The sequence below is a fragment of the Paenibacillus hunanensis genome (assembly GCF_014645615.1).
GTDB classification, from domain to species: Bacteria; Bacillota; Bacilli; order Paenibacillales; family Paenibacillaceae; genus Saccharibacillus; species Saccharibacillus hunanensis.
Map to the genome: position 1 here is coordinate 129,021 of NZ_BMMB01000006.1, position 20,625 is coordinate 149,645.

Annotated in this window: 19 protein-coding genes; 15 read left to right on the forward strand and 4 right to left on the reverse strand. The window is 45.2% G+C overall.

All coding sequences use genetic code 11. From position 1 onward, the window contains the following. Positions 1-17: 17 nt before the first annotated feature. From IEX62_RS14145 to IEX62_RS14165, 5 genes are all read left to right on the forward strand, one after another. Positions 18-260 (forward strand): DUF6953 family protein, encoded by a 243-nt coding sequence (locus tag IEX62_RS14145; protein ID WP_188776189.1) that lies wholly within the window; start codon positions 18-20, stop codon positions 258-260. Positions 261-492: 232 nt separating this feature from the next. Continuing rightward, positions 493-666, forward strand: a complete 174-nt coding sequence (locus IEX62_RS14150) for a hypothetical protein (RefSeq protein ID WP_188776190.1) — start codon at positions 493-495, stop codon at positions 664-666. A gap of 404 nt (positions 667-1,070) precedes the next feature. Further along, positions 1,071-1,337, forward strand: coding sequence for a hypothetical protein (locus IEX62_RS14155; protein ID WP_188776191.1), 267 nt, complete (start codon positions 1,071-1,073; stop codon positions 1,335-1,337). A 75-nt stretch (positions 1,338-1,412) separates the two neighbouring features. After that, positions 1,413-2,039: a hypothetical protein gene (locus IEX62_RS14160; RefSeq protein ID WP_188776192.1), complete on the forward strand. Its 627-nt coding sequence runs from the start codon at positions 1,413-1,415 to the stop codon at positions 2,037-2,039. A gap of 166 nt (positions 2,040-2,205) precedes the next feature. Next, on the forward strand, positions 2,206-2,835 hold the full coding sequence (locus tag IEX62_RS14165) for a hypothetical protein (protein ID WP_188776193.1): 630 nt from the start codon (positions 2,206-2,208) through the stop codon (positions 2,833-2,835). Between the two features lie 170 nt (positions 2,836-3,005). Here IEX62_RS14165 and IEX62_RS14170 read toward each other — a convergent pair whose 3' ends face one another. The 3 genes from IEX62_RS14170 to IEX62_RS14180 form a co-directional block, all read right to left on the reverse strand. After that, on the reverse strand, positions 3,006-4,199 hold the full coding sequence (locus IEX62_RS14170) for a DUF418 domain-containing protein (RefSeq protein WP_188776194.1): 1,194 nt from the start codon (positions 4,197-4,199) through the stop codon (positions 3,006-3,008). A 222-nt stretch (positions 4,200-4,421) separates the two neighbouring features. After that, positions 4,422-6,242, reverse strand: a complete 1,821-nt coding sequence (locus IEX62_RS14175) for an ABC transporter ATP-binding protein (protein ID WP_188776195.1) — start codon at positions 6,240-6,242, stop codon at positions 4,422-4,424. Beyond that, positions 6,217-7,968, reverse strand: coding sequence for an ABC transporter ATP-binding protein (locus tag IEX62_RS14180; protein WP_188776196.1), 1,752 nt, complete (start codon positions 7,966-7,968; stop codon positions 6,217-6,219). Before IEX62_RS14180 ends, IEX62_RS14175 begins: the two co-directional genes overlap by 26 nt. Before the next feature lie 137 nt (positions 7,969-8,105). On the opposite strand from IEX62_RS14180, the gene IEX62_RS14185 reads away from it, so the two are divergent. From IEX62_RS14185 to IEX62_RS14220, 8 genes are all read left to right on the forward strand, one after another. Beyond that, positions 8,106-8,930, forward strand: coding sequence for a MerR family transcriptional regulator (locus IEX62_RS14185; protein ID WP_188776197.1), 825 nt, complete (start codon positions 8,106-8,108; stop codon positions 8,928-8,930). Between the two features lie 302 nt (positions 8,931-9,232). Then, positions 9,233-9,898, forward strand: a complete 666-nt coding sequence (gene deoC / locus IEX62_RS14190; protein ID WP_188776198.1) for a deoxyribose-phosphate aldolase — start codon at positions 9,233-9,235, stop codon at positions 9,896-9,898. Positions 9,899-10,021: 123 nt separating this feature from the next. Next, on the forward strand, positions 10,022-10,420 hold the full coding sequence (locus tag IEX62_RS14195) for a cytidine deaminase (RefSeq protein ID WP_188776199.1): 399 nt from the start codon (positions 10,022-10,024) through the stop codon (positions 10,418-10,420). 247 nt (positions 10,421-10,667) lie between these two features. After that, entirely contained in the window at positions 10,668-11,849 is a 1,182-nt protein-coding gene (locus IEX62_RS14200; protein ID WP_188776200.1) for a NupC/NupG family nucleoside CNT transporter, read from the forward strand. Between the two features lie 141 nt (positions 11,850-11,990). Next, entirely contained in the window at positions 11,991-13,172 is a 1,182-nt protein-coding gene (gene deoB, locus IEX62_RS14205; RefSeq protein ID WP_188776201.1) for a phosphopentomutase, read from the forward strand. A gap of 243 nt (positions 13,173-13,415) precedes the next feature. Continuing rightward, positions 13,416-14,123 (forward strand): purine-nucleoside phosphorylase, encoded by a 708-nt coding sequence (gene deoD / locus IEX62_RS14210; RefSeq protein WP_188776202.1) that lies wholly within the window; start codon positions 13,416-13,418, stop codon positions 14,121-14,123. 263 nt (positions 14,124-14,386) lie between these two features. After that, a complete protein-coding gene (locus IEX62_RS14215; RefSeq protein WP_188776203.1) occupies positions 14,387-15,688 on the forward strand; it encodes a pyrimidine-nucleoside phosphorylase in 1,302 nt (433 codons plus the stop codon). Between the two features lie 477 nt (positions 15,689-16,165). Continuing rightward, positions 16,166-16,345, forward strand: a complete 180-nt coding sequence (locus IEX62_RS14220) for an aspartyl-phosphate phosphatase Spo0E family protein (RefSeq protein WP_188776204.1) — start codon at positions 16,166-16,168, stop codon at positions 16,343-16,345. A gap of 83 nt (positions 16,346-16,428) precedes the next feature. Here IEX62_RS14220 and IEX62_RS14225 read toward each other — a convergent pair whose 3' ends face one another. Continuing rightward, positions 16,429-17,925, reverse strand: a complete 1,497-nt coding sequence (locus IEX62_RS14225) for an RICIN domain-containing protein (RefSeq protein WP_373289145.1) — start codon at positions 17,923-17,925, stop codon at positions 16,429-16,431. A 502-nt stretch (positions 17,926-18,427) separates the two neighbouring features. Between IEX62_RS14225 and IEX62_RS14230 the strand changes: the two genes are divergently transcribed. Both IEX62_RS14230 and IEX62_RS14235 read left to right on the forward strand, forming a co-directional pair. Further along, positions 18,428-19,459 carry an FIST signal transduction protein gene (locus tag IEX62_RS14230; protein ID WP_188776205.1) on the forward strand — a complete coding sequence of 344 codons (1,032 nt, stop codon included), beginning with the start codon at positions 18,428-18,430 and terminating at the stop codon, positions 19,457-19,459. Positions 19,460-19,470: 11 nt separating this feature from the next. After that, positions 19,471-20,457, forward strand: a complete 987-nt coding sequence (locus IEX62_RS14235) for a methyl-accepting chemotaxis protein (protein ID WP_188776206.1) — start codon at positions 19,471-19,473, stop codon at positions 20,455-20,457. Positions 20,458-20,625: the final 168 nt, after the last annotated feature.

The following is a 20,625-nucleotide window of genomic DNA, read 5'->3' on the forward strand; positions in this document are numbered from 1 at the left end:
CTAAAGGAGAAAAACAAATGACAGACACAACAACTGAACAACACATCGCGGAATGGATGATTGAGCAGATCAAAAATCAAGGCACATTAAAGCAAGAAGATGCGATCGCTTATGTACGCGCACAGCATGGAGAAGCGTATTTATTTACAAGTGAAAGTGGAAATATATCACTATCCAAAGAGATCAAAAAGGCATTCCGCAAGCAGCATGGCGGCCGGATCGCATGGGATCGGGATGGCTTTTTCTGGGCATGGACTTAAACGGTCTTGTAAACGGATAAAGCTGTTAAAAGCAGCATCGTGATGTAATTGTAAGGACAGGCGAGATGAGCAGGAGTCATGCTAACTGAGCCGATATCTGCCCTATTGTGGCGTGCTGAGACTATTTTGCATCTGTACCGATATTCGATATACTTTACTCTAGTTTGATGGAGATGATCGTGAGATAGCAGGTGACGTACAGATCATCAATACCAATTTGGAGGGAAAACTATTGAATTCAACAGCAGTGTTAGAACGCCAAAATGAGATTTTACGACGCAATATTGAAACGATGATCATCAAAAACAACAGGGACGGATTGAGTCGCCAGGAAAGTGGCTTTTACCATACAATGGTGAAAGAATGGCATCAGAATCAACATGAAATTAATCAAATGCGTGACTAGATCGCGTAGCTGTAATTGCATATCGTTTGAATGAAAAGTGTCTACCAGGGTAGGCACTTTTTTCGTATCGTTTGGAAAATATATTTTGCGAGGCATATGATAAAAGGCATGATTATGCTACATTTTGTATATAAGATTGTGATGATAATATACATATTGAAATTCCCGCGGAACAACTAAAAAGCATTCGAATTGTAAATGATCTTCATCCATTTATCCAGTAATAATTGCCCAAGCTAAATTATGATTTATTATCTGTACTGCAATAGCTACAAGATGCTGTCTATAGCAATAAAGTAGCCTGCTGCAATGGAGACATCTTTTAACAATAGGAATATGATGATCTTCTACCCATTTCACAAGCTGATCTTGAAGCAGAATGGTTGAGTTGTAATGCTGACTATATGAGTGAATGGGAAGAAGCCAAAGCAGCAAACGAAGTAGGCAATACAGTGAAGGGGAGTATTGAGGTAATCTTTCCACAAGGAATCATTATCCATTTGAACGGGATTCAGTATCCGGGTTTGGTCGATTATTGGAAGTTTGCTCAACATGCTCAAACTGAAAATATTTATCCGAGCGTCCAGTTGATCGGTACTATTGCTGGGTACGATGAAGATAATGGCTGGATTAAACTTGAGGATGCAAGGTTATTGGATCACTCTGTTTAAAGGAATCAATAAAGAAGCAACAAGTTAAATGCAAATTATAACTAATGTGGAAATAAGCGAAATGATGACGTATATATGAAGTTATGGCTACGCGCAATCATCCTACTCATCCTTATCGAAGGTCTGGTATCTTCGATATGGTTTCTATTAGGCGCTACTCATTATTTTCAAAGAGGATTGGATCTGATAGCGACTGCTTACTTTGCTGGTCTGGCTATTCCGATGCTGATCTTCATTCTGATCTTCACCTATTTACTAGCTAAAAAGTGGACTCCACGAGATAAAGAACAACGCAGACTATTATATACTTTAGCCATAATCAATACTTTATTTGCTGTTGTTCTGGTAGGTAGCCTGTATACAGAAGGTTGGACGAATACATATACACAAACGGATTCACTCCAAACGACGGATGATCAGAAGTATGAGTATCAGATCGAATTAGTGAATCTATTTCAACGTAATAGCTATGCACAGCTGCATTTGAGAAGGATAGAATCTAATACACAGTCTTCGATTCGAATCGATATGAATACGAATGACATTAAGGCACTGGGTGTAGGAAAAATAAATCACTGGATCGAGTTAAAATCAACAGCCTCTAATGGCAAATACATTCTCCGAACGACAGAAGATCTAGGTATTCCAGAAGAATCATTCATGATCGATATGTCCACACAGAGCGCTCAAGCTGTAGATTGAAGATATAAATAAAGCTACCAAAAGAATGTTATGCATCATAATGGAATGGGCAGGTCGATAACGAATAATATACGGGCTGGTGGAAATGAAACCAATCAATCCATTGGATCAACAACTCGATTTAGAACAATGACAGCAATCTTCAAAAGGGAAGAGAGGCATCACTATGTGGTTAGTTTTTCTTTGTATGCTAATTGCATTTGGCATTGAACGGCATTTACAGGCGAAGAAGTCTGCTGCTGCATCACAGGCTATTACGCAAGCAGTCTCTTCTTTGGCACATCAGGATGAATCTCATACATATGATCTGGCTTACAAATCTGCATGGATTGCTATTCGACATGACTCTGTTTCTAGTGATGCTATCGAGCAAATGCTAACCAATCATCATAGTCGAGCAGAAGTGCTGTTATTCAAGCCGATACAGGAGTGGACTATTTTACTGGCAGATGAATTACCTGACTTGAGCGAACCAGCCGAAGACGATCGATTGCTTATGATGCTAGAGGATCTAAGTAAAATATTTGGAGAAGTACAGTATTTTGCAAATTGTCGTACAGTAGAATATTATGCATGGGTGAAGTATACAGAGGGTAAGATGCAACGTGCCTATAGTTATGTATGGGAAACTATGCTGAATGAAGGTGAGCAGACCAAGAGTGAAGAGGTTCATGTGCCTGAATATGTTTCTGAAGGCGAATTATTGCCTGATGAAGAGTTAGTTCTTGCTATCGTGCAGGATTGGAGCATTTTACCAGAAGGACTTGTTTTAGAAAAGTCTATAAAAACAAGCTGATCTATGTCTGTTTTCTTCTCATTAACTTATATCTATAAAGAAAAGCCGGGAGTATAATATTCTGGTCAGCCGACTAATTAATCGCTTGCTTTATATATAAAAAGAGGGCAATCTCCATTGCCCTCTTTCCCCAAATCTCACCGTACACCCTTTCCACCAACCCTACCTCATCAACGAACCACCGACCGATTAGCGCTCGCATTCCCACCTCGCAAGCCATCCATCTTCCCATAGGTCAATTTGCGCCATAGCCATTCTACCGGCCCATATTTAAAATACTTCATCCAAACTGTGCTAAGTACGATCAGCAATATAAATACACCGAATCCTACCGAAGCAACGCCAGTAGGTGGCAGCATTTTCCCCAACCCTAATCCATAATCGAAAAACAGAAATGTTCCAATCATAGAGTGCAGCAGATAACACGTGAGCGACATTCGTCCGACATTACCGATCAGCATTAACAACGGACGTAGCTTGCCCACATACAGGAACAGCAGCGCCAGCGAGCTCATGTAAAATAGACTACCTACGATCCCACTAACCTGACTGACCAGATCAGCAGCACCGAAGCCGCTCATTTCATTACTCGAGCCTTGCCATGTATTCCATATCGTAAACGCCTGTATAGCGACAAATAAAATGGTGAATATACTCCAGATACGTGTCCACTGTTTCTTTTTGCTCTCCATCTGGTGGAAGAGTCCTTTTTTGACAAAATACATACCAACAAGAAACATCATCAGCATAGGAATAAGCATCGTATAGGATGTGCTTAGCATCCCTTTTACCTCGGAAAAGCGTTCACCTATCGAGACGAGGTACGATGTATTGGTCGCTTCTGCGGCAAAGTCTGTGCCTTCCAGAAAGGTAGGCTGTAGCATCCAGCTTAATGAAAACAGGCTGTACGCTAGCAGCAGCACCACTGCCCAGATGAGCAGAGTGGCAGGACGACATTTGTAGAATAGAAGTAACAGCAATCCGGCTACAGCATAATAAGTTAAAATATCGCCTGACCAGATAAACGCAATATGCAGCAAGCCAAAGCCAAACAGTGCGACCAGTCTGCGTACAAATACGATACGTGGCGATTCAAATCTGGCTTCTGCCCGGTTCATAAAGATGATAAAGCCGATGCCGAATAGAAAGGAGAACAGGGTGTAGAACTTGCCTTCTGCAAACCAGTGTACAAGCGATTGCGTTATCGTTTCACCGGACGATGACGCAAATGCACCTGAACTGGCGATCAGAAAATAGTTGACCATGATAATACCGAGCATGGCAAAACCACGTACAATATCCAAAAAATGAAGACGATCACGGACAGCTACAGGAGAAAGCTGCGTTTGGGCTGGTAGGGTCATTGTTCTTAGCTCCTTTATTGATTTGGTTATACAGTTACTGTAGATGGATGTATGCGCTGATCTATTGAAAATAAAGCATGCTGGCTAGTGACCTTATATGACGCGTCATTGAGTAGGAGCAGCGCCAGGATTCCTTATTGATGCGAAGTCATAGGTTATTATTACGTTTGATAGTATGTTGTTAGTAGAGTGCGACCAGGTTTGCTTATGAGGAAGCGCACTTTACTGCCATTCAAACACTCCCGTATATAGCTGATAATAATTGCCCTTCAACTGGATCAGCTCATCATGATCCCCCCGTTCCGTAATTCTTCCTTGCTCCATCACCAGGATGGCATCCGAATTGCGCACTGTAGACAAGCGGTGGGCAATGACGAATACGGTTCGTCCTTGCATCAAATTATCCATACCGGATTGCACCAGTGCCTCGGTTCGCGTATCAATCGAAGAGGTTGCTTCATCCAGAATCATGACTGGCGGATTGGCGATGGCAGCTCGAGCGATAGCCAGCAGCTGACTTTGTCCCTGAGATAGTCCGTTTCCGCTACCATCCAAGCGTGTATCATATCCATCTGGCAAACGCTCAATAAAGTTTGCTGCATGAGACATGCGCGCCGCCTGCATAACCTGCTCATCGCTCGCTTCCAGATGACCATAACGAATATTGTCAGCTACGGTGCCTGTGAACAGATGCGTATCCTGCAATACAATGCCGAGTGAACGACGGAGATCGGCTTTGCGTATACGTTGAATCGAGATACCATCGTATAGAATTTCGCCATCGCTAATTTCATAGAAGCGATTAAGCAGATTCGTTACGGTCGTTTTCCCCGCGCCAGTCGCACCGACAAAAGCGAGCTTCTGTCCCGGCTGAGCGGTAAGTGTCATGTCGATCAGTACCTGCTTTTTGCCATCGTAGGAGAACGACACCTGCTTGAACTCGATCTTGCCCTGTAGTGGAACGAGCGAGCCATCCTCCAGCTTCCATGACCACGGATGATCGGCATCGTTCTTTTGTAATGTGACTAATCCGTGATCCTCTTCCGGTTGCTCATCCATCAGGGTGAAGATACGCTTAGCTCCTGCGAGTGCCACGACGAACATGCTCACCTGTGAGGAGATTTCAGCGATAGGCATCGTGAAACTGCGAGATAGACTCAGAAAGGCAGCAATGCTACCAAGCGTCAATGATTGATCCCAGCCCGATATCGCCATTGCGCCACCGATAATGGCAACAGCGACATACGTAAGCGTGGCTAAGTTTTCATTTAATGGCATTAATAAGTTGGCATATTTATTCGCTGTCGCGGAGCGATGGAATAGATCATCATTCAAGCGTGCGAATTGCTGGGTGACATGCTCCTCGCGACCGAACACCTGTACGACCTTTTGTCCGTGCATCATTTCTTCAATATAGCCATCTACTACACCAATCGATTCCTGCTGCTGGAAAAAGTGGTCTGTCGCCTGCGTGCCTATTTTTTTGGTCGTCCATAACATCGCACCTGCGCCTAGCAACACAATGATCGTTAGTGGAATATCGATATACAGCATCGTTCCCAGCACAACGATTAATGTAACAACAGTGGACAGGATTTGCGGCAGGCTATCCGTCAGCATCATATTTAGCGTGTCCACATCATTCGTATAATGACTCATCACATCGCCATGTGCTTTACGGTCAAAATAACGAAGCGGAAGCTTCTGCATACGGCGGAATAGCTCGTCTCGAATATGCTTCATAATGCGCTGCGAGATCGTAATCATCAGTCGCTTCGAGATAAACGTACTGATTGTACCCGCCAGATAGATGACAGCGAGAATAACCAGTGCTTGCAACAAGGCATGAAATACTGGATTTTGATTGCCGATCAGCGGCACGATAAAGTCATCAATGAGCAACCGTAAAAAGGCAGCCGACACAACAGATACGGCTGAGCTAACCAGCACGAGTAGTAGCACGAGCAGCACCTTAAATTTGAACGGCTTAAAGTAAGCAAGTAGACGGAGTGTGGTTTTACCGTAGCTGATGTCGTTCGGCATCTTCTTCACGTCCTTTCATTTGTGTAATATAGGCTTCTTGATAAATCATGCATCGTTGCATGAGCTGTACATGGGTACCGATATCGACAAGCTTGCCGTCATCCAGCACGATAATTTGATCTGCATCTTCTACCGAAGCTATCCGCTGAGCGATGATAATTTTAGTTGTTAGCGGAATCTGCTCTCGAAGTGCCTGGCGAATCTGCATGTCAGTGCGTGTATCGACTGCACTGGTGGAATCATCCAGAATCAGAATCTTCGGCTGCTTCAGCAGGGCGCGTGCGATACAGAGTCGTTGCTTTTGACCGCCAGACACATTTGTTCCTCCCTGATGAAGCGGTGTATCGTATCCATCCAGGAAGGACATAATAAAGTCATGCGCCTGAGCGGCCTTACACGCTTGGATGATCTGCTCATCGGTCGCTGCTTCATTGCCCCAGCGCAGATTATCTTTAATGGTGCCTTCGAATAGCACGTTCTTTTGCAGTACCATCGCCACCTGGCTTCGCAGGGTATGAAGCTCATAGCACTTCACATTAATGCCGCCGACCAGTACTTCACCCTCGCTAGCGTCATACAATCTGGGAATGAGCTGCACCAGAGAGGACTTGGCACTTCCGGCTCCACCAATAATGCCGATCGTCTGTCCTTCTTGAATATGAATGTTGATGTCAGATAATGCATATTTATCCGTCGCTTCGGAATAGCGAAAAGATACATTACGGAATTCGATATCTCCGCTGTACAGCTCCCTTACTGGAACAGCCGGGCTTGTAATCGCGGGCTGTTCTCGTAGCAACTCGTCAATTCGACCTGCTGACGCACGAGCGATAGCGATCATAATGACCACGATACCAAGTGTCATCAGACTCATCAAAATTTGCATCGAATAAGCAAAAATACTCGTTAGCTCACCTGTCGTCATCGTCCCACCGACGACCAGCTTCGCTCCAATCCACGAGATCAATAGCATGACCGCATAGATCATCATTTGCATGAGTGGCAACTCATAGGAGAGCAGACGCTCCGCGCTGACCATTTCGGTGAAGATTTTCTGCGATACCGCCTGAAACTTGCTAATCTCATGCTCCTCGCGCACATACGATTTCACCACACGGATGCCGCGTACATTTTCCTGTACAACCTGGTTCAGCTCATCATAGCCAGCGAAGGCACGTTCAAAGATCGGAAACGAATACTTCATAATCAACAGCACACCAATCGCAAGAACAGGCACAACAATCAGGAAGTACGAAGCGATAGTCGGACTAATCTGAAATACCATCACCGTAGCAAAGATCATCATAATCGGACTACGAAAAGCGATATGCAAAATCATCGCAAATGCGTTTTGCACATGTGTAATATCTGTCGTCAAACGAGTGACGATGCCTGAAGTGGAAAATTTATCGATATTGGAATAGGATAGTCGCTGCACATGGCGAAATAGATCATAGCGCAGATTCTTGCCAAATCCCGACATGGCAATTGCCGAGTATTTACCGCCAAGTGCACCAAACACAAGTGCAACAAGTGCATAGATAACCAGAATCAGACCATACTTTGTAATCTGATCCATTTGCCCACCCGTGATGCCCTGATCGATCAATCGGGCGATAAATAGGGGAATCGCGACCTCCATCGCTACTTCGCCGAGCAGAAATAAGATTGTAAGCCATGCCTGCTTGCGGTAGCTCCTCACGCTGTTTAATAATCTTCTTATCATAGGATGTTCACCTCTTGTCGTACTGACTAGCTCGAATTTTCATGTTGCTTACATAAGCCAGCTTCATGAATCGGTGTTATCATAAAGTGTATAGTAACTATACAGTCAACATTATTTTTTGAATGGAGATGAACGGGGTGAATCGAGCGGAATTGGTACCGATCAGTGCCTTTTCGAAGATGGCAGAAATTACACGACAAACGCTGATTTACTATGATCGTATCGGTCTGTTCAAGCCAGCACGCGTCGACGATAATGGCTACCGGTACTATCATTTGGATCAATTGGATACGATTCTAGTTATTAGTATTCTCAAGGGGCAGGGGATGTCGCTTGAGCATATTCGCGAACATCTGCACGACCGCAACCCTCAGAGCACGCTGGAGTTGTTACGCAAGCAGGAGAAATTGATTCAGCAGCAGATGATGAAGCTACAGCGCACCTTACAGATGATTGGCATACAGGCAGAGAATATCGAGCACTCTTTTCAAGTGGATATCCGTACAATGCACGTGATCTGGCAACCGGAGATTCCTTTGTTAAGAAGTGAGCGAATGCGTGTATCCAAGCAGGATTTTGCGGAGCAGCTATGGGATGATTTTCAAATGCGTTTGCAGAGAGAGCAGGCGCCAAGTGGCTATCCAGCGGGAGTCATTGTGGAGCAGGAGGATCTGTTGAACCGTAATGGAGATCGGATGTCGTATATGTTCAGCCGGATGCAGACGCATGTGGAGCCGCAGCATCATATGCCAGCAGGCTATTATCTAGTTTCGTATGCGAGAGCTGATTACGGAGATACAGATAAGATTTATCCGCGTATTTTCGATTATATCGAGCAGCAGGGCTATATCATTAATGGTCATGCCTATGAAGAATATGTACAGGACGAGATTTCACTACACAATCCAGATGAGTATCTGGCTAGAATTATGATTGGGATCGAAAAGCCAGCATTCATATGAGCAACTAACATACGATGAACGAATCACATACAGTAAAATCAGCGGCAATGTACCTTATGAAAACGAGCCGAAGAATGATCCGACAGAACTGAAATTCCATCATCATCCAGCCTGTGCAGAATAAGGACGTTACATTATCCACGATATGTGATAACATACATTCGTTTGCCCCATTTTGTCCGTATGAACTATCCTGAACAAAAGTTCAAAAACGATTTTACATTTGTTCAATCGAGTGCTATGATAGGTTTATGGTTAAAACAAAAGTGTGGCATGAATGTATATAAAAGGAGCGATAATAGATGAATGTAGCAAAACTGATCGATCATACGCTGCTGAAAGCAGACGCGACGAAGGCTGAGGTTGCGAAGCTGGTAGAAGAAGCGAAGAAGTACGAGTTTGCATCCGTATGTGTGAATCCAACATGGGTACCGTTTTGCGCACAAGAGCTGAAAGGTACAGGCGTGGATGTATGTACAGTTATCGGTTTCCCACTGGGAGCGAATACACCGGAAGTAAAAGCATTTGAAGCTTCCAATGCAATCGCTAACGGTGCAACCGAGGTCGATATGGTCATCAATATCGGCGCATTGAAAGATGGCGACGATGCACTCGTGCTGCGCGATATCCAAGCGGTCGTCGATGCAGCAAAAGGTAAAGCACTGGTAAAAGTAATCATCGAAACATGTCTGCTGACAGATGAAGAGAAGGTTCGTGCATCCCAGCTTTCCGTACAAGCAGGTGCTGACTTTGTAAAAACATCGACTGGCTTCTCAACAGGTGGTGCAACAGCGGAAGATGTAGCCCTGATGCGTAAAACAGTAGGCCCAGACGTTGGTGTAAAAGCTTCTGGTGGTGTACGTAGCGAAGAGGATCTGAACGCAATGGTCGCTGCTGGCGCAACGCGTATCGGTGCAAGCTCTGGCGTGAAGATTATGGAAGGCGGACAATCCTCGTCCTCTTACTAAGCGCCTGGATCTGACCGAGTGCAGGAGTGAAGGACGATTATCGCCTTGCATTCCTGCATGAGCGGGCAGACCTTCGTCATAACGATATAGCAAGCATGAACATCCGGGGAGGCCAACTATACAATGAAAGAACAATTGATTCAGGCAGCGATTGACGCAAGAAACCATGCCTATGTGCCCTATTCCCATTTTCAAGTAGGAGCTGCTCTACTGGCTGATAACGGTAATATTTACGGTGGAGCCAATATTGAGAATGCATCCTACGGATTGACGAACTGTGCCGAGCGTACTGCAATTTTCAAGGCGGCTTCGGAAGGTGTACGCCGTATTGAAGCGATTGCGATCGTAGCGGACACAGAAGGCCCTGTATCTCCATGTGGAGCATGTCGTCAGGTTATCGCCGAATTTAGCGATGAGAATACACGCATTTATCTGACGAATCTAAAAGGTGAGGTTAGCGAATGGAGCATGTCCGAGATTTTGCCAGGCTACTTCCAGGCGAAGGATATGGAAAAGGACTGAGCTCCTTTACAGCAAAGATAGACGGAGACGCGATCATGACAACCGATACCGATAACAGGTAGATGTTATGAAGATAAGGCTCCGTTTTTAAAAATGATTTTGGTAAAATCGCTATGCTTAAGTAAATATTGTAAGCGCTTTATGATTGTAATCAGCATTTTCATGACTATCTTTACTGCCGTCTCGATATGTGAAACCAGAAGGTTAAGCATATGAGACGGCATCACAGAACAGGAGCTAAACGCGCATGAAGTATATTATCGCTATTATCGGTATTCTGATCGTATTCGGTCTGGCTTACATTGCCAGCAATGATCGCAAAAACATTCGTTATCGTCCACTGCTTATCATGGTTGTGTTACAGGTTATTTTGACGTTCTTATTGTTGTATACACCTATTGGTGCAAAGCTAGTTGGAGGCTTCTCCGCAATATTTGAGCATTTACTTAGCTATGCTAAAGTCGGAACGGATTTTGTATTTGGCGGTCTGGTCAATGGAGAGGGCTCGATTCCATTCTTCTTCAACGTATTGATGCCAATCGTCTTCATCTCCGCACTGATCGGTATTTTGCAGTACATTAAAGTATTGCCATTTATTATCCGCATTATTGGCTGGATACTGAGTAAAGTTAATGGCATGGGTAAGCTGGAATCCTACAATGCAGTAGCATCGGCGATTCTGGGTCAGTCCGAAGTATTTATTTCGGTGAAAAAGCAGATCGGTCTGCTACCTAAGCATCGTCTGTACACACTGTGTGCATCGGCCATGTCGACCGTGTCCATGTCGATCGTCGGCTCGTACATGCAAATGCTGGAGCCACGTTATGTCGTAACTGCGCTCGTACTGAATCTGTTTGGCGGTTTTATTATTGCTTCGATTATTAATCCGTATCGTGTAACAGCGGAAGAGGATATACTGGAAGTACAGGAAGAAGAAAAACAAACCTTTTTCGAAATGCTGGGCGAATACATCATGGACGGCTTTAAAGTTGCGATTACCGTTGCAGCGATGCTGATCGGTTTTGTTGCTTTGATCGCGATGATTAATGGTCTGTTTGATCTGATCTTCGGCATCACGTTCCAGGATGTACTGGGTTATGTATTTGCACCATTTGCATTTATTATGGGCGTGCCGTGGGCAGATGCGTTTACAGCAGGTAGCCTGATGGCAACCAAGCTTGTATCGAACGAATTCGTTGCGATGCTGGAGCTGGGTAAGCATCCAGAGATGAGTGCGCGTGCAATCGGTATCGTATCCGTATTCCTTGTATCGTTCGCTAACTTCTCCTCAATCGGTATTATCTCCGGTGCGGTGAAGGGTCTGAACGAGAAGAAGGGTAATGAAGTAGCGAAGTTCGGTCTGCGCTTGCTGTATGGTGCAACACTGGTCAGCGTATTGTCCGCAACGATAGCAGGTCTGTTCCTGTAAAAGGGAGCTATAAGCACGATGCTTACGTGTACGCAATCCGCTTTATTTCCAACGCTGCGGATTTGTTGTAAAATAGATTTTTGCATCATTTTGCAGAGCGACTACACATGAAGTTGCTATAACGGAAGGAGCTATAAATCAATGACACCATTTAAACGTATACACCTGGTAGTTATGGATTCGGTCGGTATCGGTGAAGCACCGGATGCGGCAGAATTTGGAGATGTCAATGTAGATACATTCGGACATATCGCCCGCGAAAATGGCGGCTTGAATATGCCGAATATGGCGAAGCTTGGACTGTCCAACATCCGTGAGATCGAGGGCGTTCCAGTAGCAGAGCAACCACTCGCGTATTACACCAAAATGCAAGAGGCTTCCCGTGGTAAGGACACGATGACAGGTCACTGGGAGATCATGGGTCTGTACATCGATACACCATTCCGCGTCTTTCCAGATGGCTTCCCGGATGAGCTGATTCAGCGCATTGAGGAAAAAACAGGACGTAAGGTGATCGGTAATAAGCCTGCCAGCGGTACGGAAATTATCGATGAGCTTGGTGAGGAGCATGTGAAGACAGGCGCTCTCATCATCTACACCTCCGCAGACTCTGTATTGCAGATTGCTGCACATGAAGAGGTTGTACCACTCAAAGAGCTGTATGAAATTTGTGAGTTCTGTCGTGAGATTACACTGGATGATCCGTACATGCTGGGCCGCATCATTGCACGTCCATTTGTCGGTGAGCCAGGTAACTTCTCCCGTACATCCAACCGCCATGACTATGCACTGAAGCCATTCGGACCAACAACGATGAATGCTTTGCAGGATGCAGGTCTGGACGTGATCGCAATCGGTAAAATTTCCGACATTTACGATGGTGAAGGCGTAACAGAATCGATCCGTACGAAGTCCAATATGGACGGTATGGACAAGCTGGTGGAAGTTGCAGCTAAGCCATTCCACGGGTTGAGCTTCCTCAATCTGGTGGACTTTGATGCCCTATTCGGTCATCGTCGTGATCCAAAAGGCTATGCCGAAGCGCTGGAAGAGTATGATGCACGTCTACCTGAGGTGTTCGAACAGATGAACGATGATGATCTGCTAATCATCACGGCTGATCACGGTAATGATCCGACCTATACCGGTACAGATCATACGCGTGAATATGTACCACTGCTCGTATATTCCAAGCGTTTTGCTAACGGTGGCAAAGAATTGCCACTGCGTACGACATTCGCGGATATCGCTGCAACGGTAGCGGAGAACTTTGGTGTGAAAATGCCAGAGTACGGTACAAGCTTCTTTGCGGATCTGAAGTAATTAGTAAATTGATCTATGAAATGATGGGTACTAAAGCAATTCGAGCGTCAGAGCGTTCAGACCGCTTATGAATCGGACGCTAAAACGAGATGTATTTCAATCTCTTTACTGCGCTTGATGCAGATGTACAACCTGTTCTATCCATCCAGGAATAGCTCCATACAGCTGCCGGAATGGATAGAATACTACACATAAACAGGCGTCCTCTACTGACGCCTTAATTTCCATTTGGAGGTATATATTATGAGTGTTCATATCGGAGCAAAACCCGGCGATATCGCTGAAACGATCCTACTACCAGGTGACCCCCTGCGTGCGAAGTACATCGCAGATACGTATCTGGAGGATGTAACCTGCTATAACGAAGTGCGCGGTATGCTTGGCTTTACTGGCACATACAAAGGACAACGCGTGTCTGTACAGGGTACAGGTATGGGGTTGCCTTCGATCAGCATCTACGTGAACGAGCTGATCAGCGAGTATGGCGTGAAGAACCTGATTCGCGTCGGTACATGTGGCGGCATGCAGCAGCATGTGCGTGTACGTGACGTGATTTTGGCACAAGCAGCAAGCACGGATTCCAGCATGAACAACCACATTTTCGGTGGATACACATTTGCACCTGTAGCAAGCTTCCCGCTGCTCAAAGCCGCTTATGACCGTGGTGTGGAAAAGGGTCTGAATATGCACGTAGGTAATATTTTCAGCTCGGATTCGTTCTATCGTGATGATAAAACGATCACAGGTCTGATGATGGACTACGGCGTACTTGGCGTAGAGATGGAAACAAGCGCATTGTACACACTGGCTGCTAAATTCGGTGTGAATGCACTGACGATCCTGACGGTAAGTGACCACCTGTTGACTGGCGAAGAAACAACATCTGAAGAGCGCCAAACAACTTTCAACGAAATGATGGAAGTGGCACTGGATACAGCAATCTCGCTGTAAGCTATAAGGATAACGACTGCATATCATCAAACGATGATAAAGCACAATGACAAAATGCAATCAGCATAAGCCTTATGAAATAAGGCATAATACGATATGCTGTCAACTGACAGTTTGGCAGCATATCTATACTTTGCACATTTTTTAGCCGTCCAGATCAGGCAACCGACGAAGCCGACTGGCGTAAAAAATGAAGCAAATGTGCATGATGCCAGATTTATATGTTAGGTTTGTGTTAACTTTTAATATAGGAGCTGATCCATATGAGAATGGTAGACCTGATTGAGAAAAAGCGTGATGGCAAAGAACTGAGCACAGAGGAAATCAATTTTATTATCCAGGGATATACAGATGGCGAGATTCCTGATTATCAGGTTAGTGCATTTGCAATGGCGACTTTCTTCAAGGATATGACCGATCGTGAGCGTGCGGATCTGACCATGGCAATGGTAAACTCCGGTGAAACGATTGACCTGTCCGCTATCGAGGGTGTGAAGGTCGACAAGCACTCCACAGGCGGCGTTGGTGACACGACTACACTCGTACTGGCTCCACTTGTAGCAGCACTGGATATTCCAGTCGCGAAAATGTCCGGTCGTGGTCTTGGTCACACAGGCGGTACTGTGGATAAGCTGGAATCGGTCGAAGGCTTCCACGTTGAAATTACGAAGGATGAGTTCATCAAGCTCGTTAACGAAAACAAAATTGCGGTTATCGGTCAAAGTGGTAACCTGACACCCGCGGATAAAAAGCTGTATGCACTGCGTGACGTAACAGCAACAGTCAATTCGATCCCACTGATCGCCAGCTCCATCATGAGTAAAAAGATCGCTGCTGGCGCAGATGCAATCGTACTGGACGTAAAAACAGGTGCAGGCGCATTCATGAAAACGCCAGAAGCTGCAAAAGAACTGGCACATGCGATGGTAAGCATCGGTAACAATGTAGGTCGTAAAACGATGGCGGTTATTTCCGATATGAGTCAGCCACTCGGTCTGGCGATCGGTAACTCGCTGGAGATTCAAGAAGCGATTGACACGCTGAAAGGACAGGGACCAAAGGATCTGGAAGAGCTGTGCTATGCACTGGGTAGCCAGATGGTCTATCTGGCAGGCAAAGCGGACTCCCTTGAGGATGCGAAAGCGAAGCTGCAAGAAGTGATCCAAAATGGTAAAGCACTTGAAAAGTTCAAGCAATTCCTGGCAAGTCAGGGTGGAGATGCTTCCGTTGTCGATCATCCAGAGCGTCTGCCACAGGCTCAATATCGCATTGAGCTGCCTGCGAAGCAAGATGGTGTGGTAGCTGAGCTGGTAGCTGATGAGATCGGTACAGCTGCGATGCTGCTCGGCGCAGGTCGCGCAACGAAGGAATCTGAGATCGATCTGGCAGTGGGTCTAATGCTGAACAAAAAAGTAGGCGATACAGTCAAAGCTGGCGATTCACTCGTAACGATTCATGCAAATCGTGAAAACGTAGATGATGTTATGGCGAAGCTGTATGATAGCATTCGCATCGCAGATCATGCAGATGCTCCAACACTCGTATACGGTACAGTAACCGAGTAACACTAGATCATAGCCATACAAATAGCCTGTCGGATAAGCAGCACAGGCTTGTGACAGGATCAGCATAATTAAATCGATATTCAACTGGATATTCCGTGGATCAAAGTTCGCCTGCTTAGTGGCTTCGATTCACGGGATTTTTTTATTTTGTAACCGGAATGCTACCTGTAGTAGCTAATAGATTCATAAGAAAGTATGGGATTTAATTACATATTTATCATAAATAGAACTAAAGCCTCTGTATGCTTAAAGTGTTATAACCGATACATCATTTTATATGGATGAGCTTCCAAATATGTCGCACAGTCCTAGTCTATACAGATTACCGCAACATTCTTTTATTTCGATAACAGGTTGTTAGCATCATAAAAATTTTTATACAATTCCTTAATTTGGAAGTGAAATGGAAAGCGAACAGGGTATATAATGTAGACAAAGGAATAATTTACAATTTTATATTTAAGGAAGGGATGGCGTTTGGATATTTTCTGGTGCTTGCGGCGTATCGAGCAGGAGCGCAAAGAGCTGCATCTGCTCGTGGAGCTGTATGGATTCTCCGATGACCGTGTAATTATCAAGTCGCAGCAATTAGACCAGACGCTAAATGAATACGATCGGCAACGTGTATTAGCAGCCGGTCTTGAGCCTCAGCAATGAACCCCGCAGCTTATATTAAGCGACGGGGTTCAGATTTTTTAAAGGATTTTTAAAGGATTTTTAAAGGATGAATGATTAGAGGATCAATTGACTTTAACGATCTGGAAATGCTGGTTTGTGCCGCCATTATCTGTCCATTGAATCGCCTTTGCGCCATCATTAAGCGATTGATCCGAGATATCGAGCAGCTTGCCCGTTTCGCGATTTTTCAGCTTATAATAACCCCCGCCCACACTAACCGGCTGCCATTGCTGACTATTCCAGCCACCATCACTCCATTGCTCGATCGTTGCGCCATCGGTCGTACTACCATTTTCTACACCGATCAGCTTGCCCGAAGCACGATTAATTATTTTCACATAGCCATTGCCTGCACTTACGATCTGCCATTGTTGAGTCGTTGTGCCGCCGTCTGTTCGTTGCTCCAGATCCGCACCATTAGCAGAGGAGTTGTCGACTACACTTAATAGCTTGTTGCTTTTGCGACTAATCAGCTGATAGGAAGCGTTAACGTCCCAGCTATTCGTATTGGTGCTGCCGGTGATCGTACCTGCCGCCGCATCGATCGTCACCGTGTCATACCAGTTCATGGCAAGGCTCGTTGCACTTGGGAAGGATAGAGGGAGCCATACGTATTTAGAGTCCTGTACAGGGCCGCTCCAGGCACCTGCCCAGCGATCTCCCATATACAGATAGGATGTGCCCTGAGTGCCCTCTACTGGAACGACATAGGCAGATTGTGAACCATACGTCGTGTTATCGGCAAAATTGCTCAGTCCGCTCCACGCGCCGGTAATGCTCGTCGCAGTGGCGTATTTCGCCTGATTCGGATTCCAGCCCGTTGCTCCGGAGGTGACAAGGAAGTACACACCGTCCTTTTTGAACATAGCAGGGGCTTCACGATACTGACCGGACCAGAGTGTAGTGACGAGTGATTCTACACCGAGAAAATCCGGAGTGAGCTTGTAAATGTTCAGGTCTGCATTCACCCGCGTCGCTGAGATCAGATACGCCGTGCCGTTATCATTGTAGACAGTCATATCACGTGAGTCGTAGTCAAGCGGACGGAAGCTACCTTTATAATCGTAGTTGCCATCCACCGTGCTGGAGGTTGCTACAGCTACGCGTGCTTCGCCATAGTCCTTGCCATTTTCCTTATGCATCCAGAGGACGAACTTCTGGGTTGCACTATTATAAATAACCTTCGGACGCTCAATATTCGATATATTCAGTTCGGCTGCCGAGCTGCTCGTGAGCACGTCATTGCGGAATTCCCAGTTTTTCAGATCGGTAGAGCGATAGACCGATACGGCTTTGAACGTACCGTCCTGATTACGATTTTCCCCAAACCAGTAGTAGGCGCCCGCCACCTTAATCATCCCACCGCCATGCGCATGAATCACATTGCCATTTGTGTCTTTGAACTGTGTACCGTTCGTGATCGTCACGGGTGCAGCGGATGCCTCCTGTCCGGGTAGCCCCAGTGCACTAATGATCTGCAAGAGTAGCAGGGCGATTAGTCCCTGACTGCAATAGCGCAACATGCGTTTAACTGAACTGCTTTTTAACCATGAATTCATCATCTAGACACCTCTGTTCATATAATATAAAGCGCTTACATTAAAGTGAACGAAAATGACGATATGTAGATCATTTTGCTCATCATCCCGTTTGCTAGGGTACAGTTACTAAAGCTCTGCTTACCAGTACGGACATATAAGCAGTTCGTTCACCTCCTTATGGAACTATTGTATCAATGATTCCTGTTTATGGGATATAAGTAAATAATGAGAATATATAAGAATAACGAACAATAATGATTGAAATCATTTTCGTGCGAAAACCCGCAATTAACTGTTACAACAAGCAGATCAGTATAGAGCCGCGCATATACTAGACGTTACATATAAATTAAACTATCAAATACTGCGTAAATTGTCGAAATATAGGTTTTTATGTTATAAAGAAATGCTGGATACTATCCGATAATGAATTTAGTTACTTAACGATTCGATGAGCGATATCCATAAGAACGAATAGTTTATAGCAAATCAAATAGCGAATAGAAAAGAGGTTACCAGTATGGAGTCCTTATATTTTACAAGCACAGCTCAAGCGCGTGCATATATGGAGCAGCACACCGACCGTGGCATTGTCTTATTTGCAGGTGTGGAAATGGTGGAGGAATTAAGCGCAGTTGCCGGGCCGCATGTGGTGCTATCATCAACGGCAGGTGAATATACATCGAAAGGCTTTCAGGAGGGCGTAATCAGCGGCTTTACGTATCCGATCGACCAGGTCGAGGTCGTTGAGGTGGAGTCGCCTGCGATTCTAAGTGTACACGAGCTTCAAGCAGCCTATACACGCGTGAGAAATAACAAAAATGCGTTTATGTTCATTCTGTATGATGGCTTGTCTGGACAGGAAGAGAGCGTGATGACGACGCTGTTTTTTGCAGATAACGATTTTAAGGTAGTCGGTGGTAGTGCTGGTGACTATGTGCAATTTAAAGAAACCGCGATCTATATTGGAAAACGGCGCGTAGCAGGTGCTGCACTGTTTTTTAATTACAATAAGCGTACACAAGTGCTCAAGGAGAACATTTATTATACGACCGGGCAGCGCCTGCTAGTAACGGATGCCGATCCGCTTACAAGAGTCGTGCATTCCTTCAATAACCGTCCGGCTGCTACAGAATATGCGGCAGTGCTAGGTATCCAGGAGCATGAGCTGGAACGTGCTTTTATGAATAATCCACTTGGCAAGGTGATTAAAGGACAGACGTATATCACATCACCGATGAAGGTCAATCCAGATCGCTCGATTACATTTTATGCACAGGTGGTACCGAATACGTTTTTGGATGTGCTACAGCCGTCGAAGCTACAGGAAAGCTTTCAGGAGACGCTCGATTCACTTGCGTTTCGTCCATCATTTGTGTTGTCGGTGCACTGCATTTTGCGCAGTCTAAAGTTCAAAAGTGAGAACACATGGAAGCTGCTAGACAACGCTCTGCTAGGCGTCTGCTCGAATCAGGCTGGCTTTATCAGCTACGGAGAACAGCTTCAGGATAAGCATTTCAATCAGACGATGGTGCTGATCGCATTTGAATAGGAGGAACACCGATGCTAAAACAATTATTTAAAAGTAAAGCTACACCGTCATCCGATATGGCAGTGTCCACAGCATCTGCGGATGCCGCTATAACGACTCCCGTTGAGCGCGAGCTGGATACCTTGCCTTATGTATATATGCTGACCGATGAAGTTGAGAAAAATATTAAGCGCCTGCTACAAGAGGAAGGCAATATTACACATGGCTTCCGTGCCACAGCAAACTCTCTCAATGATACAACATCTGAAATCAAGCATATTGAGCATGTACTACATGATCTGGACAGCGAGACAGCGGTCATTATTAACGATGTCGCACGCAGTATCGAATTCTCGCAGCAGACGATCACAGGTACCCAGGCACTGGTGCATCAGTCTGCTGATCATATGAATGAAGTATCATCCGTATTTGAGAACTTTGTAACGGTATTCAATGCAATTGAAGAAAAGTATAAAGAAATCAGTCAATTTGCCAATACAATTACGAGCATTGCAACTCAGACGAATCTGCTGTCACTCAATGCATCGATTGAAGCTGCACGGGCAGGAGAAGCTGGCAAAGGCTTTGCTGTGGTTGCCTCTGAGATCAAATCGCTGTCGGATACAACGAAGCAAAGTGCGACGGATATTTTGGATTTGCTTGGAGATATGAGCCATATTCTGGAGTCCATTCGTTCCGAATCGCAGCAGGGTAAGGAAATTGTTCGAACTGCCGCAGATACGATGCAGCAGTCGACACAGAGCTTTAATAGCATTATGGATGCGGAGGCAGAGGTAAAGCGTCAGCTGGATACCGTCAAATCCTCGCAGCTGACCAGTATCAACAATATCGCTCGTAACATTTCTAATATCGTACAGCTATCTGATCAGCAAAATCGAAATCTGGATGATCTGATCTATAACGCGGATAAGAAGTCCGAAGGATATATGTACATTTTGAATCACCTGAACCAGATTCATATGCTCAAGGAACGTAAAGTGGCTCGTCCGAAGCATTAAATAATATAGACGGATACAGCTTGATCGTAGTTATTTGTAGATGATCCAATTGCGGTGTTAGCGATCTCCTAAGGTAGAGTTCAATGGAACATGATTTTTGTGATAGCTCAATATCTTATAGTTGTACTGCCTGGATTCACTAATAAGGAGCTACTCCCTTCATATAGA